Origin of the sequence: Xanthobacter oligotrophicus, from assembly GCF_008364685.1 — a bacterium.
Taxonomy (GTDB): Bacteria; Pseudomonadota; Alphaproteobacteria; order Rhizobiales; family Xanthobacteraceae; genus Xanthobacter; species Xanthobacter oligotrophicus.
This window is the reverse complement of sequence record NZ_VTTL01000013.1, coordinates 12,076-32,832: the sequence shown is the minus strand read 5'-3', so window position 1 is coordinate 32,832 and position 20,757 is coordinate 12,076. Positions and strand designations below refer to the sequence as shown.

The following is a 20,757-nucleotide window of genomic DNA, read 5'->3' as shown; positions in this document are numbered from 1 at the left end:
CCTCGCCTCAGTGGCGGAAGTGGCGCACGCCGGTGAACACCATGGCGAGGCCCGCCGCATCCGCCGCCGCGATCACCTCGTTGTCGCGCATGGAGCCGCCGGGCTGGATCACCGCCGTAGCGCCCGCCTCCACCGCCGCCAGCAGGCCGTCGGCGAAGGGGAAGAAGGCGTCGGAGGCCACCACCGAGCCCTTGGTGAGCGGCGCCGCGAGGCCCAGGGCTTCGGCCGCGTCCAGCGCCTTGCGGGCGGCGATGCGGGCTGAGTCCACGCGGCTCATCTGGCCGGCGCCGATGCCAACGGTGGCGAGGTCCTTGGCATAGATGATGGTGTTGGACTTCACGTGCTTCGCCACGCGGAAGGCGAAGCGCAGGTCGGTCAGCTCCCGGTCCGTGGGGGCGCGCTTGGTGACCACCTTCAGGTCGAGGTCGTCGGCGCTGGCATTGTCGCGGCCCTGCACCAGCAGGCCGCCAGCCACGGTCTTCACCGTGAGGCCGGGAGCGCGCGGGTCGGGCAGGCCGCCGGTGAGCAGCAGGCGCAGGTTCTTCTTGGACGCCACCACGGCGATGGCTTCCTCCGTGGCGTCGGGGGCGACGATCACCTCGGTGAAGATCTCCACCATGGCGCGGGCCGAGGCCGCATCCAGGGTGCGGTTGACCGCGATGATGCCGCCGAAGGCCGAGACCGGATCGCAGGCCAGCGCCTTGGCATAGGCCTCCGCGAGGGAGGCGCCTTCCGCCACGCCGCAGGGGTTGGCGTGCTTCACGATCACCACCGCCGCGGTGCGGGCGGGGTGGAACTCGGCCACCGCCTCGAAGGCGGCGTCGGTGTCGTTGATGTTGTTGTAGGACAGCTGCTTGCCCTGCACCTGCCGCGCCGTGGCGACGCCGGGACGGATCTCGTCGGAGGCGTAGAAGGCGGCGGACTGGTGCGGGTTCTCGCCGTAGCGCAGGGCCTCGATGAGCTTGCCGCCGAAGGCGCGGAAGGCCGGGGCCTCCTCCTTCAGCTCGCGGGCGAACCAGTTGGAGATGGCCGCGTCGTAGGCCGCGGTGCGGGCATAGGCCTTCTGGGCGAGCTTGCGGCGCAGGGGCAGGGCGGTGCCGCCGTGCGCGGCGATCTCGTTCAGCACCGCCTCATAGTCGGCGGCTTCCACCACCACGGCCACGTCGCCATGGTTCTTGGCCGCGCCGCGGATGAGGGCCGGGCCGCCGATGTCGATGTTCTCGATGGTCTCGTCGAAATTCGCCTTGCGGGCGACGGTGGCCTCGAACGGATAGAGGTTCACCACCACGAGGTCGATGGGGGCGATGGCGTGCTCGGCGAGGGACGCCTGGTGGCCTTTGTCGGCGCGGATGGCGAGGATGCCGCCGTGCACCTTGGGGTGCAGGGTCTTCACCCGGCCGTCCATCATCTCGGGAAAGCCGGTGAGGTCGGACACGTCCTTCACCGGCAGGCCGGCCTCGGCGATGGCCTTGGCGGTACCGCCGGTGGAAACCAGCTCCACCCCGTGGGCGACCAGCGCCGTGGCGAACGGCACGAGACCCGTCTTGTCCGACACCGAGAGGAGGGCGCGGGTCACGGGACGGATATCGGCGGTCATAGAGCGGCTCCGGTGATGAGATTGCCGCTCGCCTATCACCATTGGGCGGCCAGAGCCAGCCGGCAGGCCCGGCCTGAGGGCATGGCCGGTATGGAGGGGCGGCATGGCGGAGGCTTGAACGCTGTGCGCTGTGAAGCCCTGCCTCCCGCCGTCGCGGGCGGGCGTGGGAGGGGAGGCCGGATCCCAAAGAGCCCCGAAGGGCGTTCCACGCCTCGCGCAGGGTGTAGCAGAGGACTGCTAGAAAAGCCCGGACCTCTTCTTCTTCACTAAAGGTATTGGGATCGTCTCGTCCCTCAAATGGCGGATGCGCCCTTGCCGGTTGTCATGTTTAGAAGAGACCCATGGGGGTCATTCTTGGCTGAGCAGAAGGAATGGCACAATGCTCAACTGGCATGGCGCCTTCAGGTGCGCCGCTTCCGTTTGTACGACCGCCGTTTGCATGGCCGCGCTCATCGCACCGGCCGGGGCGGCTCCACCTCCCTCCGGTCGGGTCCAGATCGCCAATGCGAATAGCAATCTGTGCCTGAGCCCTGCCGGCGGGACCGATAACCAGAACGAGCAGACCGTCCAGTACCACTGCGACACGCACCCCTCGCGGGCCTGGGTCATCGAGCCCATCGAGGGCAACATCGTCAAGATACGGAATGTGAACAGCAATCTGTGCCTGACGGTCGCGGGCGGGAACAGCGATCGCAATACGCCTTCGGTGCAGTACAGTTGCGACGACCACCCGTCCCGCCGCTGGGTCTACGCGCCGTTTGACGGCGGCCTGTTCCGGCTGGTCAATGTCAACAGCGGGCTGTGCCTGACCATCGCGGGCGGATCGACGGGGCTCAACCAGACCGCGGTGCAATTTCCCTGTGACGAGCACCCGTCCCGCTTCTTCCGGTTGAAATAGCCGGACGCCGCCGCAGGATCGCCCGTTCAGGCGATCCTCAGTTCCTGCTCCGGCAGCATGGAGCCGGTCTCCCGCGCCTTCACGTGCCAGGAGAGCGCCTCCTCGATGATGTGCGGGGTGTGGCCGCCCCGCGCGCATCCCCGCGCGAAATAATCGTCCAGCGCGTCGCGGTAGAGCGGGTGGACGCAGTTGTCGATGATCACCCGCGCCCGCTCGCGGGGCGCCAGTTCCCGCAGGTCGGCGAGGCCCACCTCGGTGACGAGGATGTCCACGTCGTGCTCGGTGTGGTCCACATGGCTCACCATGGGCACCACGGAGGAGAGCGCGCCGCCCTTGGCGATGGATTTCGTCACGAACACCGACAGATAGGCGTTGCGGGCGAAATCCCCCGAGCCGCCGATGCCATTCATCATGCTGGTGCCGCCCACGTGGGTGGAGTTCACATTGCCGAAGATGTCGAATTCCAGCGCCGTGTTGATGCCGATGAGGCCGAGCCGGCGGATGATCTCCGGATGGTTGGAAATCTCCTGCGGGCGCAGGATGAGCCGGGATTTATAATCGGCGATGCGCGGCATCACCTGGTCGTGCTTGGTCTTGGACAGGGTGATGGACGAGCCCGAGGCGAAGTTCAGCTTGCCGGCGTCGAACAGGTCGAAGGTGGAATCCTGCAGCACCTCCGAATACATGGTGAGGTCGGAAAACGGGCTGTCGATGAAGCCGTGCATCACCGCATTGGCGATGGTACCGATGCCGGCCTGCAGCGGCTGCAGGCGGTTGGTGAGCCGGCCGATCTTCACCTCGTGCTTCAGGAACTCCATGAGGTGGGAGGCGATGGCCGCCGTCTCGTCGTCCGGCGGCAGGACGTTGGAGGCGCTGTCCAGCTTCTGGGTGATGACGATGGCCGCGATCTTCTCGGCCGGGATCGGGATGAAGGGCAGGCCCACCCGGCTTTCGGGCGCCACCACCGGGATCGGCTCGCGGAACGGCCGGCGGGTGGGGATGTAGATGTCGTGCAGCCCCTCCAGCTCCATGGGCTGGGTCAGGTTGATCTCGACGATCACCTTCTTGGCGAGGATGGCGAAGGTGGCCGAATTACCCACCGAGGTGGTGGGAATGATGCCGCCCTGCGCGGTGATGCCCACCGCCTCGATCACCGCCACGTCCACCGGGCCGAGCTGGTTGGTGCGCAGGTGCTCCACCGTCTCCGACAGGTGCTGGTCCACGAACATGACCTCGCCGGCATTGATGGCCTTGCGCAGCGCGGGGTCGGACTGGAACGGGATGCGGCGCGAGAGCAGGTGGGCTTCCGCCATCTGCTTGTCGAGGTCGTTGCCCAGCGAGGCGCCGGTGATGAGCGTGATCTTCAGGGGCTGGCCGGCGGCGTGGGCCACCTTGGCCCGTGCGGCCAGCGCCATGGGCACCGCCTTGGCCTCTCCCGCGCGGGTGAACCCGCTCATGCCCACGATCATCCCGTCCTGGATGTGGTCGGCCGCTTCCTCGGCGGAGACGATCTTGTCGGCGAGGGAAGAGAGGCGGATACGCGCGTGAGGCATGGAGAGGCCGTCCCTGTCATGAGCCCATCCCATCGCGCATAGCGAGAGGGAGCCTATGGCTGGAATTCGACTTAAGAGAAAACCTCTATCAGGCGACGATGACTACCGGCAGGCCGAAGGCGTCCGCTTCCGCAGGCTCCGGAAAGCGCAAGGCCTTGCCCTCGGCCACTCTTTTGGCGGTGACGGCGCAGGCGGCGGCATCGATGAGGTCGTCCAGCCCTGCGCCGAGCGCGCGGGCGGTCTGCGCGTTCAGCAGATCAATCGGCACGCCCGATGCGGCCAAGAGCCTAAGCCGAAGGTCGAGGCCCGGCGCATGGGGCCGGTTCATCACCTTCTTGGGCATGTCGAGGGCGGCTTGCCCGTTCATGGCCCAGAAGGCCACCTCCGGATGGCATTCCACCAGCCGGGCGCGCAGCTCCGGCTGGCTGCGCAGCAGATGGTCGACCTCCGCCATCTTGGGAAATAAGTGGAAGCATTGCTTGGCCACCGCCCGCGGCGGATCGGAGGTGGCGAGGGCGGCGGTGCAGGCGGCACGGTAGCGGGTGGTCTCGTCGCCCGGCCCCACGCCCGCCATCACGGCGGCCCGCGCCGGCACCGAGAAGACGGAGGATTGCCGCATGCCCAGCAGCGGGCGCACCAGCCGCTCGGGCGTGCGCCCACCGGCGCCAACCCGTTCAGGCAGGCCGATGGGCATGTCGATGGCGGTGGTGCTGGGCGCGTCCGAGGTCTCGAATAGGGGCGCTATGGTCGCGACGCGGGTCAGGCGCAGGATATCCGCCCCATCCCACCGCGCCACGATCCAGCCGCCGCGACACCCGTCGATGCCGGCGAACGGCAGGGCCGGCGTCACCTCAATCCTCTCCCGCCTTCGCCTTGGGCAGGGGGAGGGTGGAGGCCTGGGGGATGGGCGCGGTGTAATATTTGCGCTTCACCGAGCCGGTCTCGGGGTTGCTGGACGGCGCATAGGACATGGGCACGCCCTGCGGTCCCACCTGCCAGCCGGGGGGCACGCCCTGCGGTGCCGGGGGCTGCTGCGCGGCGGGATAGGGCTGCGGCGCTCGGCCCGAGGATACGGTTGCGGGCGGTAGGGAGGACGGGGGCGGTGGCAGCGGCGACGAGGTGATGACACCGGCCGGCCGCTGCATGGTCGCGACCGGCGGCGGCGGTGGCGGCGGCTCCTCCACCGGCGCCGCAGGGCGCGGCGCGAACAGGGTCGACAGGAAGGAGGGCTTCTGCTCCGGCGCGGGCGGCGGCGGGGCGGCCTGGGGCTGGGGCGTGTAGCCCGCCGGGGTGTAGGAGGGCGCCTCGGCTGGGCCGGCGGCCGGCGCGAATTCCGGTTGCGGGCCCCCCTGTTGCGGCGCCTTGGCGATGAGCGGCGCGGGCATGGGCCGGGGCGCCGGCTTGCAGATGGTGCGGCCCTTCTCGTGGCGCATCAGGTCCACATGGATGTGGTCGTAATGGAAGACGTTGGAGCCCGGCGCCAGCACCGTGGTGAAGCGCTCGCAGGCCCCGGCCTGGACCTGGAGCAGGAAGCCGCGCTCCTCCTGCGTGCCCTTCCAGCCGTTCTTCACGGTGACCCATCGTCCGTCGGCGATGCGGAAGGCGCCCACATCCAGGGCGTTGCCGAAGGCGTGCTCGGAAATCTTGGCGCCGGCCTGCCCGTTCATGCCGCGGCAGGAATAGGCCGACATCTGGCTGATGGCCACCACCGGCTGGCCGAACCATGCCAATGCGGCGGGCTGCACCACGTCCTGCACCCACATGTCCACCTGATGGATCACCGGGCAGGCGAGCTTGCCCGCCGGTTCCAGCACCACGTTGCCCTCGGCGAGGGCGGTGACGCGGAAGGGATGCTCCATGCCGCACATGCCCGGCCCGTCGATGGCCGGGATAGGTTCCATGAAGGCGGAGGCGACGACGCCCTTCTGGGCAATGCATTGCTCCTCGGCTTCCACGCGCCAGGGATCGCGCGTTTCGAGCCCGAAACGACAGCCGGTGAGCGCACCCGCGAGGAGCAGCGCAGGGAAAAGGAACCACAAGGAGACGCGCGACATGCGCCGCACCTTGCCGAGGGCGGCGTTGCGAACGGGTTAAAGTGCGCCGCAGCGATCAGAAAAGCGCGGTGGAAAATTGGCGCGCCGCGCGTCAGGTCGCGCCGCTAGAGCAATTCCAGCAAAAGTGCGAAGCGGTTTTGCGTCCGAACATGCTCTACGACTGGATGATCTCGTGCAGCGGGCTGCCGGCGGCGGGCTGCAATCCCTTGAGGCTCTGGTTGTAGAGGTGCAGGCCGAGGGTGCGGGGCGTGACGATGTCCGCGATCCGCAGGCCGGGCTGGGCCAGCAGGGAGGTCTGCTGAAAATGAAGCGGATAGAAGATGTCGATCGGCTGAGCCGTTTCCATCAGGGTGTTCTTCTGGATCATGTACGTCACCAGCTGAGGGCCGAATGTTCCCCACGGCTGGTCGGCCACATGGCGCGGAAATCCAACCGCCTTGCGCAGGCTCCAGAGCCGGCGGACGGTATTGCGTGACCATGGCGGTATGAAAAAGTCATCTTCCGTCGCGGACATAATATCCTGCAACAGCTTGCTGTCGGCCGGCATGGCCAGCACCGCGCCATTCACCTGCGCGTCCTGTTCAAGGCCATACAGGTAGGACTCATCGGGAAAGGGCTGGAGGCAGAACATGTCGCAATCGACATAAACCCCCATGCCGGCTTTCAGCAGGCGGAAACGATAGCGGTCCGAGGCAAGCGCCAGGCTCCCGGTGGCTCTGTGGCGGATGATCTCATCGGGCCTCATCAGGGCCGAGGCATCGAACATGGCCACGCCGTCCGGCGTATCCACGGGCCGGCCGTAGCTGTGCAGGACCACATCGTGCCCGTGCCGCATGAAGGAGCGGATGCAGGCGGCGTGGACAGGCCCGAGACGGTCGCCCATCCAGAAAAAGTTGATCCTTGGTCCCATCTTCCCCAGGCGGACAGTGCACGTTGACCTAGCGGGACGTAGCAAACGCCGGGACTCGACACCAGTCTTTAGAGTTGTAGTTCACACATAGGGTGCCCAACCGTTGTGCGGCGGGGTGGCGCCCTTTCGGCGCCGGCCACCGCCAGCGGGGCCAACCGGGGTCAGCCTTCCGCGCCGTCCGGCCCGGGCTTGCCGGCCTCGGACTCGGCTTTGTCCTTGCCGTTCTGCACCGGCTCGGGCTCGTCCTCGCCGCGCCCTTCGAACGCGGCCTGAAGCTGCTCGGCGAGCTTTTGCAGGTCGTCGGGCATGTCTTCCTGGGTGTAGTCGTCGAACAATTGGCGAAGCTCACGGCCCAACAGGTCCTGCCGTGCGGAGATGTCGCGACGGTGAGGCGTTCGCATGCCGCTGGCCTCTTTCTGGTGCTGCGTCGTCATGGGGGTATCGAGGGGGCCTTCAGGGCGTGCCGTTCGCATGGCGGTTCTTCTGGACAGACGCGGGCGGTTTCCACATCTGACATCCGCCCGCGTGCGTTGCAATATGACAATTGATCCGAATGGATGGTCGAACCCGGCCCGCGTGGCCGCAGGCGGGGGATATGGCCGGCGCGTCCCTATTCCCGATAGAGGCGGGACGGGCGCTCCTTGCCGTCCGGAGACCGGTCGCCTTCGCCGTCGCTGCCCGCCAGGTCGATGTCGATATCGAGCCGGCGATCGGGACCCGCCAGGGCGGCTTCGGCCTCGCGCAGCAGGCGGCGTTCTTCATCCGGCACGCGGGGCCGACGCGGATAATCCCTGCGACTTTCGCCGGGGCGGAACTCCGTTCGGTCATAGCCGTGGGGCGCCGCGCTGGCAGGCCAGCTGTTCTGCGGTTCGCTCATGCCGCTCCTCCACTGATGTCTCTCGGTCTGTCCTGAAACGCGCCATCACGCCTTTGGTTCCAGCAGGTCGCGGCTTCACTTTCGCGTCCCGGTGGGAACCCACTGCCCAGCTCTACCGTTGGATGGGCAAGTGGTTGACGAAAGTGGAGCGCGAAGACGGGGCGAGATCCAGGCGGATATTCGCTCACATTCGTTGCCAGATGATCAAGTGCGGTATCTCGCCAGACATGGAGAACTCAAATGCTGAGCTGGGCGGTTACATTTCTTGTCGTCGCGCTGATCGCGGCGGTTCTTGGCTTCGGCGGCATTGCCGGAACGGCCATCGAGATTGCGAAGATCATCTTCTTCGTCGCGATCGTGCTGTTCCTGATTTCCGCCGTGATGGGCCTGATGCGCCGGGGGCGCGCGCCCTGATACAGGCGTCCTCGGCGCGCGTCAGGACTGTCAAAAAGGAAGGGCGGGTCCGCTGGTGCGGGCCCGCCCTGAAGTTGCTTGGAGTGCCTTTCTTGTGACGCCTTAAGGTAAATGACGCGTTGATCCGCCGCCTTCGTCCACAGTCGCCGGCTGGCCCAAGACCAAAAAAGGGAGACAAAAAAAGGGGCGCTCGAGGCGCCCCTTTCATCACGCGGACGAAAACCCGTCCCGGACCCGGCCCCGTCTCAGGGGCACTGCACCCGGTAGCGGTTGCCGTAGGCGTCGCGCGCCCAGCAGGCCCGCGGGGTGGTCTCGGCGCCGATGATGGCGCCGGTGCCGGCGCCGATCAGGCCGCCCACCAGGGCGCCCGTACCCGTGCCCGTCGCCGCGGCGCCGATGAGCGCGCCCGTGCCGGCGCCGATCGCCGCGCCGCCGACGGCCCGGTCCTGCCGCGAATATTCGCTGCAGCCGGCCAGCCCCAGCGCCAGCGCGCACACAATGAGAGCCGCTTTCATCATGTTCTCCCTTGCCTGATCCCGGCATCGCGCCGAATCTCGGTCCAAATCACTTTACCACCCCCGACGCCGAGCGAGGCTTGCCCTTCGGCGCGAAGGATGCCGGGCGGCGTTTGCCGCTCGACGTTAGGGCATATAGCACGCAGCCCACGCCAGCGCCCACTACCACGGCAGTGGCGATCACCGCCACCGAGGCAGACGGCGTCGGCATGTGCCGCCGCACGTCCGGCAAATTCAGCCGGGGCAGATCAACGTCCGGCAAATGGACCTTGGGCAGATGGGCCTTGGGCAAATGGGTCTTGTGCAGATCCTCGGCCCGTTCGGAAATCCAGTCCTGGGCTTGCGACGCCATCCGCTGCAATCCGCCAGGCCTGGGCCACAGGGCGGACTGGAGATCATCCAGCTCGTCCTTCAGCGCCGCGATCCGGCTGCTGATCCTGTCAGCGGTCGTCTGCCTGTGCCATCCGAGCATCGAGCGTCCTCCTGAGCCCTAGATCGAACGCCCTGCGACGGTTCCGGTTCCGTTGTTCTGCCGCGGTTTGCGCAGGCATGGCGGCATTGCGTCAAACATGCGGGGGAACCATGGCGAGGCCGCGGGCGTTGACAAGACTGTAATGGGATAAGGAGATGGTTCGTGCTGACCCAGCTGCACCCGTCCGCGACCTCCGAAAATACCTCCGGAAAAGCGTTCGATGGGCACCGGCCCGACGCGCCGTTTCCGCCGGTTTGCGCGGACGTGCGCGCCGACACCCACGCCTTTTTCCTCGATGTGGACGGCAGCCTGATCGACATCGCCGACCATCCCGACGCGGTCGAGGTTCCCGAAGATCTCCCGCAGGTTCTGGCCGCGCTGGCGGAGCAGGCGGACGGGGCGCTGGCCCTCGTCAGCGGGCGCACCATCCAGGCCCTCGATGCGTTGCTGCACCCGTTCGGCTTCGCCGCTGCGGGCAGCCATGGTGCGCAGATGCGGCTTTCGCCCGATGGCAAGGTCCTGTCCGCGCCGGCGCTGGACCCCGAGCTTGCCTACGCGGTGAAGGACGTGGCGGACGGGTTCGACGGCGTGTTCGCCGAGGACAAGGGCACCGCCATCGCCGTTCATTACCGCGCCGCGCCCGATGCCGCGCCGTCCCTCAAGCGCGCGCTGCTGGACATCCTCGGCGCGCGGCAGGACGTGCGCCTGATGCCGGGCCACTGCGTGTTCGAGGTGAAGCCCGCAAGCCTCGACAAGGGCACGGCGGTGGCGGACTTCATGGGTCGCGCTCCGTTTGCCGGGCGCATCCCGCTGTTCATCGGTGACGATTTCACCGACGAGGCCGGCTTTAGCGCCGTCGCCGCGCGCGGGGGCCTCGCCCTTGCGGTCGGTACGCCACGACCGGGCACTCATGGGGTGCTTGCCGATCCCCGGTCGGTCCGGGCTTTCCTCACCCACCTCGCGGCGGCGCCGCGGCAACGACGGAGGTGACCCTCGTGTCTCGCATCGTGGTCGTATCCAATCGTGTGGCGGTCCCCCAGCGCTCTGGGGTCACCGCCGGCGGGCTGGCGGTGGCGGTCAATGCCGCGCTCAAGGACAAGGGCGGGATCTGGTTCGGCTGGAGCGGGCGCATCTGCCCGGAACCGTCGGAAATCCCGGAAGTGACGCGCAAGGCCGGCATCACCTATGCGGTGGTCGACCTGAAGGCCGAGGACCACCAGGAATATTACAACGGCTTCGCCAACCGGGTGCTGTGGCCGGTGCTGCACTACCGGGTGGATCTCTCCGAATTCTTCCGGTCCGACCTGTCGGGCTATATCCGCGTCAATCGCATGTTCGCGGATCACCTGGAGAAGATCATCCGCCCCGACGACATCCTGTGGATCCACGACTACCACATGATGCCGCTCGCCAAATACCTGCGCGAGCGCGGCCACAAGAACCGCATCGGCTTCTTCCTGCACATTCCCATGCCGCCGTCGGATATCGTCCAGGCCCTGCCGCAGCACGGCGAGACCGTGGGCGCGCTCGCCTATTACGATCTCGTCGGCTTCCAGACCGAGGGCGACCGGGACAATTTCGCCCATTACCTGGAAACCCGCGGCGGCCAGATGACGCCCGACGGCACCGGCGTCGACATCGGCGGGCGGCGGGTCAGGCTCGGCACCTTCCCGGTGGGTATCGAGACCGCGGCCTTCGCCCGGCGGGCGCGGCATGCCAGCCGCGCCGCCTTCGTGAAGTCGTTCCGCGACAGCTTGGTGGGCAAGAAGCTCATCATCGGCGTGGACCGGCTGGATTATTCCAAGGGCATCCCCAACCGGCTCGAGGCTTACGAGCATTTCCTGAAGACCCGGCCCGACTGGCACGAGCGGGTCACCTTCGTGCAGATCACGCCCAAGAGTCGCACCGACGTGCCGGAATACCAGGAGATGGACCGCTACGTCTCCCACAAGGCCGGGCAGATCAACGGCGCCTATTCCGACGTGTCGTGGACCCCGCTGCGCTATGTGAACCGGACCTATTCCCGCTCGGCGCTGGCGGGCTTCTACCGTGCCGCCCACGTGGCCATGGTGACGCCGCTGCGCGACGGCATGAACCTTGTCGCCAAGGAATATGTGGCGGCGCAGGACCCCGCCGATCCCGGCGTTCTCATCCTGTCCCAGTTCGCCGGGGCGGCGGCGGAGATGGGCACGGGCGCGCTCATCGTAAACCCGCATGACACGGAAGGCATGGCCAATGCCCTGCGCCGGGCGCTGGAGATGCCGCTCGCCGAGCGGCGCGAGCGCTACGCGCGGATGATGCAGGTGCTGGAGGCGCGCGACATCGACCGCTGGGCGGCGGACTATCTCGCCGCGCTAGCGCCGGAGACCGCGACGGTGGAACGGCGCGGCGTGAGCCTGCCAAGGGCCGCCATCCGCAGCGTGGTGCGCCTGCCCGGCGCCTGGCGGTCCGACCTCGTGCCGCGCGGGGTGTGAACGGATCGCGGCCGGGCCTTGCGGTCCGTGGCCTTGCGTTGGTGGCCTTGGTGCCCGGTTGCCGCGCGGGCGCCTTGCCGCTATAGCAACGCGAGCGGCCAAGCCTGCCGCGGAGGCGCCTGAGCCTTCGCCGGGTCGCCGTGCGGGCGTGGCGGAACTGGTAGACGCAGCGGACTCAAAATCCGCCGTCCTTACGGATATGTCGGTTCGAGTCCGACCGCCCGCACCATTGTCTTCTCTTCACGCTGTCGCGGTCTTCGACCGCTTCGCTCCAGAGGGAGCGCCGAAACGTCGGCGACGGCCATTCGGCCTTGCGAACCCTGCGGGTTCGAAACCGGTCCGCCAGAGCGCACCATTGTCTTCTCTTCACGCTGTCGCGGTCTTCGACCGCTTCGCTCCAGAGGGGGCCGCTCGCTCCATGTGGCATGGGTCACGGCCTCAAGATGCTGAAAATGTAGCCAAGGCTAAAGATCGAGCGCCTTGCGACCGCGTTCAAACTTGCAATGGCTCGATAGCGTTCGTACCTTTGGAATATAGCTGTATCCATATGGCGACGAAGGCAGTGGTCCGGCCCGATCCTGGGGAGGCGCGACTGCGCGGCGCCGTTCCAAGGCCCTGCTCGTGAGGCTGTCGCATGAAATGGGATAAGGGCAACACGCCGATCATGGCGCGCATTGTGCCAGGCACCACCATCCGCATCCGCCCGCCATGGCAGAAGACGGTGTCGCAGCGCCCTTCCGCTTCGGCGCGGCGCGGCGGCCCGACGCTGCGCCTCGTGGCAACGCCGAAGCCATCCGAAGGCGAGGACAAGGCCTGAAAGGTCGTCTGCGGTCGTCGCGCGTAGCCTGTCTCGGGGCGGCTCAAAGCCGGAGCGCGCACGGCCGGCCGCCCATGCAATGCCCCCCTGCGCAACAGTGTCCCGTCTCGACGCCGTTACAACGCACGCCCTTCGAGAGGATCCGTCCCCATGACCGCCCCGGCCCCCACGCCACCCGCCGGCCACAAAGCCGGCAGCCGCCCCGACATGGTCTCGGCGCTGAAGCTCCCGGCCGCCGGTGCCGGCACGGCCGATTTCGGCGGCTATGCCTTCGTGGCGGTCGATGCGGCGCCGGACAGGCCCGGCCTTTTCATCCTGACGAAGCGCGTCGGCGCCAGCCTCTATCCCGTCTATGCCGGCGAGGGGACGGACCTAGCCGAGGCCATCGCCGTGTTTGGCGCCGCCAATCCGAACGAGGCGGCGCTGGTCGATACGCTGTTCATCATGGAGCGGTCGCTGGCCAGGGTGCGCGCCCATACGCTGAGCGACATCGTTGGCCGGTTCAATCCGCCGCTGAATGTGGAGAACCGCACGGCCCAGGCCGCGCCCGAGATCGCGGCGCTCGTCGCCGATCGGGCCGAAGGCTTTTCAGGCCATGGCGAGCAGCCCGGCGCCGACATGACGGTCTCCGAAGACGACCTCATGCGCCTGGTGAAGGACTTCTATTCGAAGGCCTCCGCCGATCCGGTGCTGGGGCCGGTCTTCGCCCGCGCCATCCCGGATTGGGAAGGCCATTACCAGATCGTCCAGAATTTCTGGTCGCGAACGCTGCTCGGCACCACGCGCTATTCCGGCATGCCCTTCGCGTCGCACATTGCGCTGCAGCTCAAGCCCGAGCATTTCGTGCGCTGGGTCGCCCTGTTCAAGGACACCGCGACCCATGTGCTGGAGCCGGTGGCGGCCGCGCGGGCCATCGCCAAGGTGGAGCACATGAGCACCTGCTTCCAGGCCGGCCTCTTCCCGCCGGACCTTGCCGCGACCGCGGCGACGGGGCATCCCCACCGCGATTGATCGGGGCGATCAAAGAATACCAATGGCTTCCAGCTGCTCCATCGCCGCGACGAAGTCGACGGGCGTGAGGGCGCGCTCGAAATTGCGGGTGTGCGGCGCCCGGTGGCTCAGCTCGGCGATCACCTCCAGGTCGGCACGGGCGGCGGATGCCAGCCCGAGGTCGCGCAGGCTGACGGGAAGGCCCACCGCGCGGTAGAAGGCGAACTGCCCGGCCATGAAGTCGGGTGGCCGGCGCTCCAGCATGAACTGCACCAGCAGCGCGTAGGCGACCTGGCAGCCGTGCAGGGCGGCCGCCGTGGCAGGGATCGCGGAGAGGCCGCGCGTCATGGCGTGGGCGATGGACAGGCCCGACCCCTCGAAGCCGAGACCGGCGAGCAGGAAGCAGGCCTCGATCACCCGTTCGAAGGCCGGTCCCGGCTGGCCTGCCCGCACGGCGGCGAGGGCCGCCACGGCATCCGCCCGCAGCACCTCGTCGCAGCGTTGCGCGAGGGAGAGGGAGGCGAGCGTCGCCCGTGCGCCGAACATGTTGGGGCCATCGGCGCCCACCGCCTGCTCGGCCTCGAAGCGCTTCACCAGCGCATCGCCGATGCCGGAGACCAGCAAGGCGGCCGGCGCCTTGATGATGAGGTCGGTGTCCACCAGCACGAGGTCTGGATTGCGGACCAGCTTCTCCACCGAGAGCAGCCTGTGATGGTCGTCATAGAACACGAAATTGCGGCTGGTGGGGCCGTCGTTGGAGGCGGCGGTGGGCAGGCTCACCAGCCGGGCGCCGAAGGCGCGGCACACCGCCTTGCCCGCATCCATGCCCTTGCCGCCGCCGGCGGCGATGACCACGTCCGGCGCCAGCGGCGTGCCGTCCGCCACCATGCGATCCACATTGGCGTGGGTGACATCGCCGTCGAAGCCTGTGGCGGCGAAGGCGATGTTCTCCGCCGCCAGCAGCGGGGCGATGCGCGGCGCGAGCATGCCGCTCATCACGCGGTCCGACACCAGCAGGGCACGCGTGCCCACCGGGGCGATGAGGCGGCCGAGTTCGCGCAGCGCGCCGGGGCCCTGCACATAGAGGCCGGGGGCGCCGAATACCTTGAGGTCGCGCATGGTGCTACTCCGCCGCCCGGGCATCGGCGCCGAGCCAGTGCGCCACCTGCTCGCGCACCCGCGCGGCGGTGAGGCCGTAGCGGGTCTGGAGATAGGGGATGGAACCGCATTCGATGAAGCGGTCGGGAATGCCGATCTTGAGCAGGGGCTTCATCACCCCGTTGGCGTAGAGGGCATCGAGCACGAGGGAGGCAAGCCCGCCCACGAGCACATGGTTCTCGGCGGTCACCACCTTGTCCACCGAGGCGGCGAAGGCGGCCACCGCTTCGCTATCGAACGGCTTGATGGTGGCGCAGTGGAGGATGGAGGCATTGATGCCCAGCGCCGCGAGGCCGGCGGCGGCGTCGAGGCAGCGCTCGGTCATGAAGCCGGTGGAGATGAAGCCGATATCCGTGCCCGACCCGATGCGCTTCGCCTTGCCCAGCTCGAAGCGGTGGGTGGCGGGATCGAACACCACCGGCACGTTGCCGCGCAGCAGGCGGCAATAGACCGTGCCCTCCATCTCGCGCGCCTGCTCGGCGATCTGTTGCATCTCGGTGGCATCGCACGGGTCGATCACCGTCATGTCGGGCACCGCCCGCATGAGGGCGAGGTCCTCGATGGCCTGGTGGGTGCCGCCATAGCCGGTGGTGAGGCCGGGATTGCCGGCGAACATCTTCACGTTCGCGCCGCCATGGGCGCAGGCGATGGCGAGGAAATCGTGGGCGCGCCGGGTCGCGAAGGCGCCATAGGTGGTGCAATAGGCCGAAAGGCCGGTGCGGGCGAGCCCGGCGGCCACCATCACCAAGGCCTGCTCCGCCATGCCCACATTGTAGAAGCGATCCGGGAAGCGGTCGCGGAACGGGTAGGTGTCGGTGTATTTGCCGAGGTCGGCGGTGAGCAGCACCACGTCGCCGTGGGCCTCCTGGGCGGCGATGGCGCCGGTGGCGAAGGGGGCGAGCTGGGATGCGCGGTTCTCCACCGCTTCCAGCTCGCCCATGCCCAAAGTGCGGCCCTTAAGCATTTTCAAGCTCCAGTTCACGCCCGAGCACGTCCCATTCGTTGCCCTCCACCCGGATGAAATGGGCCTGCTCGCGGGCTTCGAGGCGGGCGATGCCCCGGCCCGGCCGGGTGCGCATGACGATGACTTTCGGCTTGCCGCGGCGGGCGCGGGCCCAGTGCATGGCGCCGACCAGTTCCTCCAGCGCGTTGCCGTCCACCTCCTGCACGTCCCAGCCGAAGGCGCGCCATTTGTCGGCCACTGGCTCCATAGGCACCACCAGTGCGCCGTCGGCCTGGATGCCGTTGCAGTCGTTGAAGCAGACCAGATTGTCGAGGCGGAAGGCGCTGGCCGCCGTGGCGGCCTCCCAGGTGGAGCCCTCCTGCAATTCGCCGTCGGAAATCTCCACGAACACCCGCGCCGGATTGTGCTGGATCCGCAGGCCGAGCGCCGCCCCCGCCGCGATGCCGAGGCCGTGGCCGAGGGAGCCGCCGGTCATCTCCACCCCCGGCACGTGGCCTTCGATGGCGCTCATTTCCAGCGGGCTCTCGTCGGCACCGTAGGTGGTGAGCATGTCGTGCGGGATGAGGCCGATCTCGGCGAACACTGCCCACAGCGCGATCGAGTAATGGCCGGTGGACATGTAGAAACGGTCGCGGTCCGGCGCCTGCGGGTGGTGCGGATCGAAGTTCAGTTCGTGGAAATAGAGCGCGGCAAAGAATTCGGCGAGGCCGAACCCCTGTCCGAGATATCCCTGCCCCTTGCCGGCGGCCTGGATCAGCATGTTGCGGCGCAGCTGCAGGGCTTTTTCCCGCAGATGGGCGAAGGACGGCGTCTCATTGGGCGATGGCATGGCGAAACCCTCGCTGGTGTTCAGGAGATGGAATAGCCGCCGTCCACCGGCAGCATGGCGCCGGTGACGTAGCGGGCCTCGGGCGAGACCAGGAAGCTGACCGCCGCGGCGATGTCCTCCGGCTCGCCCCACTGGCCGAGCGGGATGCGGCGCATAATGGGCTCGGCGCGGACGGGATCGCTCATGGCGTTCACCGACATGCGGGTCTTGATCCAGCCCGGCGCCACGGCGTTGACGCGGATGCCGTCCGCCGCCCAGCCCACCGCCAGCGACCGGGTGAGCTGGAGCACCGCGCCCTTGCTGGCCGAATAGGCCGGGTTGCGGCCCGATCCGAAGGTGGACCACATGGAGGCGAAGTTCACCACGCAGCCCTTGCGGGCCTTGAGGTGATCGTGCAGCGACCAGGCCATCAGCTGGCTGCCGTTGAGGTTCACGTCGATCACCCGGCGAAAGCCGGCGGGGGCATATTCCGCCATGTCGTGCAGGATGATGCCGGCGGCGTTGATGAGCACGTCCACGCCGTCGAGCCGGGAGGCAAAGGACACGACGGCGGCCTCGTCCGTCACGTCGAAATCGGTGAAGGTGAAGGCGGCATCGTTGCCTGCGGCCGCCGGCTCGCTCTCCAGGTCGATCTCAAGATCCTTGCCGAGGGCATGGACGCGGAAGCCCTGGCCGGCGAGGCGAAGCGCGCAGGCGAGGCCAAGCCCCGAGCCGCCCCCCGTCACCACCGCCACCTTGCCCTTTTGGCCGCCCTGGTGGCCGTTCTGCATGCTCATGGAAACGCCTCGCTCACAGTCCGAGATAGGTGGCGCGCAGGTGCGCGTCGGCGAGCAGGTCCGGGCCGGTGCCGGACAGGGAGATCTGTCCGTTTTCAAGCACGTAGCCGTAGTCAGCCATTTCCAGCACCTGGAACACGTTCTGCTCGATAATGAGGATGGAGAGGTCGCGCGCCTTGATGCGGGCAATGCTCTCGAACAGGCGATCCACCATGATGGGGGCAAGGCCGAGGGAGGGCTCGTCCAGCGCCAGCACGCGCGGCAGGGCCATGAGCGCGCGGCCCACCGCCACCATCTGCTGCTGCCCGCCGGAGAGGGTGGAGGCGATCTGGTTGCGCCGCTCCTTCAGGATGGGGAAGAGGTCGAACACCTCCTCCAGCGTCTCGTGGCGCCGCGCATGGGCCCGGCGCCCGTGGGCGCCCACCATCAAATTCTCCATCACGCTCATGGCGGAGAACAGCTGCTTGCCTTCCGGCGACTGCACGAAGCCCGCCTCCACCACCCGGTGGGACGGCAAAGCGGTGATGGGCGTTCCTCCGATCTCCACGCTGCCGGCTGAGACCGGCACGAGGCCGGAGATGGTGCGCAACAGAGTGGTCTTGCCCGCGCCGTTGGCGCCGATGAGCGCCACCACGGCGCCCGGTGGCAGCTCGATGTCCACGCCGCGCAGCACGCGGATGTCGCCATAGCCCGAATGCAGGCCTTTGACCTTAAGCGCGGGGGACGACATAGCGCTCTCCGAAATAGGCCTTGAGCACCTCCGGCGACGTCACCACCTCTTGCGGGCGCCCGTCGGCGATGAGCGCGCCGCGATCCATCACCAGCACGCGGTCCGACAGGGCCATGATGACCTTCATGACATGCTCCACGATGAGCACGCTGACGCCGCGTTCGCGCACGCGGCGCACCAGCGCCACCATCTCCACCGCCTCGCTGGGCGTCGCGCCGGCCACCACCTCGTCCATGAGCAGCAGGCGCGGCTCGGTGGAGAGGGCTCGTCCCAGTTCCAGCTTGCGCCGGTCGAAGGCGGTGAGGTTGTGGGCCTCGGTTTCAGCCTTGGCTTCGAGGCCGAGGAAGACCGCGATCTCCTCCGCCTTGGTGCGGATGCGGCGGCGGTCGGAGGAGCGGGCGAAGCCGCCCACCATCAGGTTTTCCACCACGCTGAGGTCGCCGAAGGGCTTGGAGAGCTGGAAGGTGCGGCCGATGCCGGCCTTGCAGATGTCCCAGGGCTTGAGCCCCGCGACATTCCTGCCGCGTAAGAGCACGCGCCCCTCGTCCGGTCGGAAGAAGCCGGCGATCATGTTGAAGGCGGTGGTCTTGCCGGCGCCGTTGGGGCCGAGCAGGCCGAGGATCTCGCCCTCCTCCAGCCGGAAAGACAGGTCCTTGACCGCCTGCAGGCCGCCGAAGCGCTTGGAGATGGCCTCCACCGAGAGCAGGGGCGCGCTCATGGGTGCGCTCATGGGCGGCTCCCGCGTCCGAACAGGCGGTTCGCCAGCGCGGTGATGGGGGCAATCAGGCCCTTGGGGAAGTAAAGCACGGTAATCATCAGGACGACGCCGTAGATGACGAGGTGAAGGCCAAGGAACTGGCCGCCCAGATAGCCGCGGCTGATCTCGCCGAGCGGCATCAGCAGCAGCGCGCCGACGAGGGGGCCGAAGGGGGTGCCCTGGCCGCCGATGATGCTCATCAGCGCCATGTCGATGGACAGTTCGAGCCCCATGTTCCGCTCCGGATTGATGTAGCGGAAGAACTGCGCATAGAAGCTGCCGCCCAGCGCCGTCATGAAGGCACTGATGGCGAAGGCCGCCTGGGTGTAGCGGGTCGGCGAGATGCCCAGCGCCTCCGCCGCGTCGCGATCGCCGCGGATCGCCTTCAGGTAATAGCCGAGCTTGGAGCGTTCCATCACCATGGTGGCGAGGATGGCGAGCGCCAGCATGGCAAGGATGATGTAGTAATAAGGCGCCTTGCCCGAGAACTGGAACGCCCAGAAGCTGTCGCCACCGACGGCGGGCACCACCAGACCTTCCGCGCCCTTGATACGGAAGCCGAGGAAGCTGTCCGTATTCTCCACCCAGATGCGCACGATCTCGGCGAACGCGATGGTGGTCAGCGCGAAATACGGCCCCTTGAGGCGAAAGGTGGGGTAGCCGATGAGCACGGAGAGCGCGGCCGCCACCAGCCCGCCCACCAGCATGCCGATCCACGGCGACAGGCCGTAGGTGGTGAACAGCAGCACCGAGACATAGCCGCCCACGCCGCTGAACATGGCGTGGCCGAGGGACAATTGTCCCACATAGCCGCACAGGAAGTTCCAGGACGTGGCCATGTAGGCGAAGAACAGCACCATGATGGCGGAATGGATGAGGAAGCTGTCGGCCGTCACCAGCGGCAGCAGGGCCGCGGCGGCGCACAGCACTGCGAGGGCGATGCCGCCGCGGGAGAAGCCCATGGGGGATGTCGTCCGGGTGAGGGGAACGGGATGGGGATGGGGATGGGGGGTGACGCTCATGCTCTGCCCATGATGCCCGCCGGGCGCACCAGCAGGACGAGGATGAAGAGGCCGAGGGAGAAGATGGCGGCGGAGGTGGCGGTGACGAATTGCGAGGCGACCGCCTCGAACACGCCGATCACCAGCCCGCCGATGATGGAGCCCGGCAGCGAGCCCATGCCGCCCAGCACCACCACGATGAAGCTCTTGATGCCGAAGGCGACCCCGATCTGCGGATTGACCGGGATGAAGGGCGCGATCAGCGCCCCGAACAGGCCGAGGATGGCGCAGCCGAGGCCGAAGGTGACCGCATAGACCTGCGGCACGTCGATGCCGGACAAGGCGGCGGCATCGCGGTTCTGCGCCGTGGCGCGGATGGCCCGGCCGAGGTGGGAATAGCGCAGCCAGGCCGACACGCCCACCGCGACGCCGATGGACGAGGCGGCCGCGATCAGCCGGGGCGTGTCCACCGGGATCGGCCCCAGCATCAGCGAGGGCATGTAATAGGACAGTTGAACCGAGCGTACGTCCGGCCCGAAGGCCATGAGCGCAAGATTATCGACGACGAGGAAGATGCCGCAGGTGAGCAGCAGCGCGGACAGGGGCTCCACCACCAGCGCCCGCTCGCGCACGATGAGCGGCGAGATGATGAGGCGCTGCACCAGGTAGCCGAGGGCGAACATGGCCGGGACGGTGACGAGCGCGCTCAGGTACGGGTCCATGCCGAGAAGCGACCAGCACCAGAAGGACAGGTAGAGCGACAGCATCAGGAACGAGCCGTGGGCGAAGTTCACGACGCGGAGCACGCCGAAGATGAGGCTGAGGCCCAGCGCGATGCCGCCGTAGATGCCGCCCTGCAGCAGCCCGTTGACCACGGCGAAAGACAGGATGAGGGGATCCATGGACGCGTGACGCTCCAAGCGCGGGGAAAAGGGCGGCGCAGCACCGGACGCTTGGCCCGGGCTACGCCG

The 20,757-nt window shown here is 67.9% G+C and carries 23 protein-coding genes and 1 tRNA gene; 7 read left to right on the top strand and 17 right to left on the bottom strand.

The genetic code is table 11. The features are described from left to right. Positions 1 to 7: 7 nt before the first annotated feature. Positions 8 to 1,597: a bifunctional phosphoribosylaminoimidazolecarboxamide formyltransferase/IMP cyclohydrolase gene (gene purH, locus FZ033_RS20450; protein WP_149577911.1), complete on the bottom strand. Its 1,590-nt coding sequence runs from the start codon at positions 1,595 to 1,597 to the stop codon at positions 8 to 10. A gap of 439 nt (positions 1,598 to 2,036) precedes the next feature. Between purH and FZ033_RS20445 the strand changes: the two genes are divergently transcribed. Next, entirely contained in the window at positions 2,037 to 2,495 is a 459-nt protein-coding gene (locus tag FZ033_RS20445; protein WP_188079602.1) for an RICIN domain-containing protein, read from the top strand. Between the two features lie 26 nt (positions 2,496 to 2,521). Here FZ033_RS20445 and FZ033_RS20440 read toward each other — a convergent pair whose 3' ends face one another. From FZ033_RS20440 to FZ033_RS20415, 6 genes are all read right to left on the bottom strand, one after another. Further along, positions 2,522 to 4,048 carry an acetyl-CoA hydrolase/transferase family protein gene (locus FZ033_RS20440; protein WP_149577909.1) on the bottom strand — a complete coding sequence of 509 codons (1,527 nt, stop codon included), beginning with the start codon at positions 4,046 to 4,048 and terminating at the stop codon, positions 2,522 to 2,524. 88 nt (positions 4,049 to 4,136) lie between these two features. Then, a complete protein-coding gene (locus FZ033_RS20435) occupies positions 4,137 to 4,898 on the bottom strand; it encodes a DUF429 domain-containing protein (protein ID WP_149577908.1) in 762 nt (253 codons plus the stop codon). A 1-nt stretch (position 4,899) separates the two neighbouring features. Next, positions 4,900 to 6,102, bottom strand: a complete 1,203-nt coding sequence (locus FZ033_RS20430) for an extensin-like domain-containing protein (RefSeq protein ID WP_149577907.1) — start codon at positions 6,100 to 6,102, stop codon at positions 4,900 to 4,902. 154 nt (positions 6,103 to 6,256) lie between these two features. Next, entirely contained in the window at positions 6,257 to 6,985 is a 729-nt protein-coding gene (locus tag FZ033_RS20425; protein WP_149577906.1) for a galactosyltransferase Lgt5, read from the bottom strand. Positions 6,986 to 7,173: 188 nt separating this feature from the next. After that, on the bottom strand, positions 7,174 to 7,446 hold the full coding sequence (locus FZ033_RS20420; protein WP_149577905.1) for a hypothetical protein: 273 nt from the start codon (positions 7,444 to 7,446) through the stop codon (positions 7,174 to 7,176). Positions 7,447 to 7,622: 176 nt separating this feature from the next. Then, the gene (locus FZ033_RS20415) at positions 7,623 to 7,889 is read right to left on the bottom strand and encodes a hypothetical protein (protein ID WP_149577904.1); all 267 of its coding nucleotides are present in this window, start codon (positions 7,887 to 7,889) and stop codon (positions 7,623 to 7,625) included. A gap of 240 nt (positions 7,890 to 8,129) precedes the next feature. Between FZ033_RS20415 and FZ033_RS20410 the strand changes: the two genes are divergently transcribed. After that, the gene (locus tag FZ033_RS20410) at positions 8,130 to 8,303 is read left to right on the top strand and encodes a DUF1328 domain-containing protein (protein ID WP_149577903.1); all 174 of its coding nucleotides are present in this window, start codon (positions 8,130 to 8,132) and stop codon (positions 8,301 to 8,303) included. 245 nt (positions 8,304 to 8,548) lie between these two features. Here FZ033_RS20410 and FZ033_RS20405 read toward each other — a convergent pair whose 3' ends face one another. After that, positions 8,549 to 8,818, bottom strand: a complete 270-nt coding sequence (locus tag FZ033_RS20405; RefSeq protein ID WP_012113747.1) for a YMGG-like glycine zipper-containing protein — start codon at positions 8,816 to 8,818, stop codon at positions 8,549 to 8,551. A 49-nt stretch (positions 8,819 to 8,867) separates the two neighbouring features. After that, a complete protein-coding gene (locus FZ033_RS20400) occupies positions 8,868 to 9,290 on the bottom strand; it encodes a hypothetical protein (RefSeq protein WP_149577902.1) in 423 nt (140 codons plus the stop codon). A gap of 162 nt (positions 9,291 to 9,452) precedes the next feature. On the opposite strand from FZ033_RS20400, the gene otsB reads away from it, so the two are divergent. The 5 genes from otsB (at position 9,453) to FZ033_RS24415 (ending at position 13,592) form a co-directional block, all read left to right on the top strand. After that, positions 9,453 to 10,280, top strand: a complete 828-nt coding sequence (gene otsB, locus FZ033_RS20395; protein WP_188079601.1) for a trehalose-phosphatase — start codon at positions 9,453 to 9,455, stop codon at positions 10,278 to 10,280. 5 nt (positions 10,281 to 10,285) lie between these two features. Continuing rightward, a complete protein-coding gene (gene otsA / locus FZ033_RS20390; protein WP_149577900.1) occupies positions 10,286 to 11,764 on the top strand; it encodes an alpha,alpha-trehalose-phosphate synthase (UDP-forming) in 1,479 nt (492 codons plus the stop codon). Between the two features lie 142 nt (positions 11,765 to 11,906). Beyond that, positions 11,907 to 11,993, top strand: a tRNA-Leu gene (locus FZ033_RS20385). A 405-nt stretch (positions 11,994 to 12,398) separates the two neighbouring features. Then, positions 12,399 to 12,581 (top strand): hypothetical protein, encoded by a 183-nt coding sequence (locus FZ033_RS20380; protein WP_149577899.1) that lies wholly within the window; start codon positions 12,399 to 12,401, stop codon positions 12,579 to 12,581. 150 nt (positions 12,582 to 12,731) lie between these two features. After that, the gene (locus tag FZ033_RS24415) at positions 12,732 to 13,592 is read left to right on the top strand and encodes a group III truncated hemoglobin (protein WP_232847585.1); all 861 of its coding nucleotides are present in this window, start codon (positions 12,732 to 12,734) and stop codon (positions 13,590 to 13,592) included. Between the two features lie 9 nt (positions 13,593 to 13,601). Here the strand turns inward: FZ033_RS24415 and FZ033_RS20370 are convergent, their stop codons facing one another. The 8 genes from FZ033_RS20370 to FZ033_RS20335 are packed head-to-tail and all read right to left on the bottom strand — an operon-like array spanning position 13,602 to position 20,688. Then, positions 13,602 to 14,690 (bottom strand): glycerol dehydrogenase, encoded by a 1,089-nt coding sequence (locus FZ033_RS20370; protein WP_149577898.1) that lies wholly within the window; start codon positions 14,688 to 14,690, stop codon positions 13,602 to 13,604. Positions 14,691 to 14,694: 4 nt separating this feature from the next. Beyond that, the gene (locus tag FZ033_RS20365) at positions 14,695 to 15,693 is read right to left on the bottom strand and encodes a transketolase family protein (protein WP_149577897.1); all 999 of its coding nucleotides are present in this window, start codon (positions 15,691 to 15,693) and stop codon (positions 14,695 to 14,697) included. Next, complete coding sequence (locus tag FZ033_RS20360; RefSeq protein ID WP_149577896.1) at positions 15,686 to 16,522, bottom strand: transketolase; 837 nt, start codon at positions 16,520 to 16,522, stop codon at positions 15,686 to 15,688. The genes FZ033_RS20365 and FZ033_RS20360 overlap by 8 nt, the downstream gene beginning before the upstream one ends. A gap of 20 nt (positions 16,523 to 16,542) precedes the next feature. Further along, a complete protein-coding gene (locus FZ033_RS20355; RefSeq protein WP_149577895.1) occupies positions 16,543 to 17,298 on the bottom strand; it encodes an SDR family NAD(P)-dependent oxidoreductase in 756 nt (251 codons plus the stop codon). Positions 17,299 to 17,311: 13 nt separating this feature from the next. Next, a complete protein-coding gene (locus tag FZ033_RS20350) occupies positions 17,312 to 18,028 on the bottom strand; it encodes an ABC transporter ATP-binding protein (RefSeq protein ID WP_149577894.1) in 717 nt (238 codons plus the stop codon). Further along, a complete protein-coding gene (locus tag FZ033_RS20345) occupies positions 18,009 to 18,758 on the bottom strand; it encodes an ABC transporter ATP-binding protein (RefSeq protein WP_232847584.1) in 750 nt (249 codons plus the stop codon). Before FZ033_RS20345 ends, FZ033_RS20350 begins: the two co-directional genes overlap by 20 nt. Beyond that, a complete protein-coding gene (locus FZ033_RS20340) occupies positions 18,755 to 19,807 on the bottom strand; it encodes a branched-chain amino acid ABC transporter permease (protein ID WP_149577893.1) in 1,053 nt (350 codons plus the stop codon). Before FZ033_RS20340 ends, FZ033_RS20345 begins: the two co-directional genes overlap by 4 nt. After that, entirely contained in the window at positions 19,804 to 20,688 is an 885-nt protein-coding gene (locus FZ033_RS20335; RefSeq protein WP_149577892.1) for a branched-chain amino acid ABC transporter permease, read from the bottom strand. The genes FZ033_RS20340 and FZ033_RS20335 overlap by 4 nt, the downstream gene beginning before the upstream one ends. Positions 20,689 to 20,757 lie beyond the last annotated feature (69 nt).

Coding starts and splice junctions, on each gene's coding strand:
- purH (WP_149577911.1), bottom strand. CDS start 1,597: ATGACCGCCGATATCCGTCCCGTGACCCGCGCCCTCCTCTCGGTGTCG.
- FZ033_RS20445 (WP_188079602.1), top strand. CDS start 2,037: ATGGCCGCGCTCATCGCACCGGCCGGGGCGGCTCCACCTCCCTCCGGT.
- FZ033_RS20440 (WP_149577909.1), bottom strand. CDS start 4,048: ATGCCTCACGCGCGTATCCGCCTCTCTTCCCTCGCCGACAAGATCGTC.
- FZ033_RS20430 (WP_149577907.1), bottom strand. CDS start 6,102: ATGTCGCGCGTCTCCTTGTGGTTCCTTTTCCCTGCGCTGCTCCTCGCG.
- FZ033_RS20425 (WP_149577906.1), bottom strand. CDS start 6,985: ATGGGCGACCGTCTCGGGCCTGTCCACGCCGCCTGCATCCGCTCCTTC.
- FZ033_RS20420 (WP_149577905.1), bottom strand. CDS start 7,446: ATGACGACGCAGCACCAGAAAGAGGCCAGCGGCATGCGAACGCCTCAC.
- FZ033_RS20415 (WP_149577904.1), bottom strand. CDS start 7,889: ATGAGCGAACCGCAGAACAGCTGGCCTGCCAGCGCGGCGCCCCACGGC.
- FZ033_RS20410 (WP_149577903.1), top strand. CDS start 8,130: ATGCTGAGCTGGGCGGTTACATTTCTTGTCGTCGCGCTGATCGCGGCG.
- FZ033_RS20405 (WP_012113747.1), bottom strand. CDS start 8,818: ATGAAAGCGGCTCTCATTGTGTGCGCGCTGGCGCTGGGGCTGGCCGGC.
- FZ033_RS20400 (WP_149577902.1), bottom strand. CDS start 9,290: ATGCTCGGATGGCACAGGCAGACGACCGCTGACAGGATCAGCAGCCGG.
- FZ033_RS20380 (WP_149577899.1), top strand. CDS start 12,399: ATGAAATGGGATAAGGGCAACACGCCGATCATGGCGCGCATTGTGCCA.
- FZ033_RS24415 (WP_232847585.1), top strand. CDS start 12,732: ATGACCGCCCCGGCCCCCACGCCACCCGCCGGCCACAAAGCCGGCAGC.
- FZ033_RS20370 (WP_149577898.1), bottom strand. CDS start 14,690: ATGCGCGACCTCAAGGTATTCGGCGCCCCCGGCCTCTATGTGCAGGGC.
- FZ033_RS20365 (WP_149577897.1), bottom strand. CDS start 15,693: ATGCTTAAGGGCCGCACTTTGGGCATGGGCGAGCTGGAAGCGGTGGAG.
- FZ033_RS20360 (WP_149577896.1), bottom strand. CDS start 16,522: ATGCCATCGCCCAATGAGACGCCGTCCTTCGCCCATCTGCGGGAAAAA.
- FZ033_RS20355 (WP_149577895.1), bottom strand. CDS start 17,298: ATGAGCATGCAGAACGGCCACCAGGGCGGCCAAAAGGGCAAGGTGGCG.
- FZ033_RS20350 (WP_149577894.1), bottom strand. CDS start 18,028: ATGTCGTCCCCCGCGCTTAAGGTCAAAGGCCTGCATTCGGGCTATGGC.
- FZ033_RS20345 (WP_232847584.1), bottom strand. CDS start 18,758: ATGAGCGCACCCATGAGCGCGCCCCTGCTCTCGGTGGAGGCCATCTCC.
- FZ033_RS20340 (WP_149577893.1), bottom strand. CDS start 19,807: ATGAGCGTCACCCCCCATCCCCATCCCCATCCCGTTCCCCTCACCCGG.
- FZ033_RS20335 (WP_149577892.1), bottom strand. CDS start 20,688: ATGGATCCCCTCATCCTGTCTTTCGCCGTGGTCAACGGGCTGCTGCAG.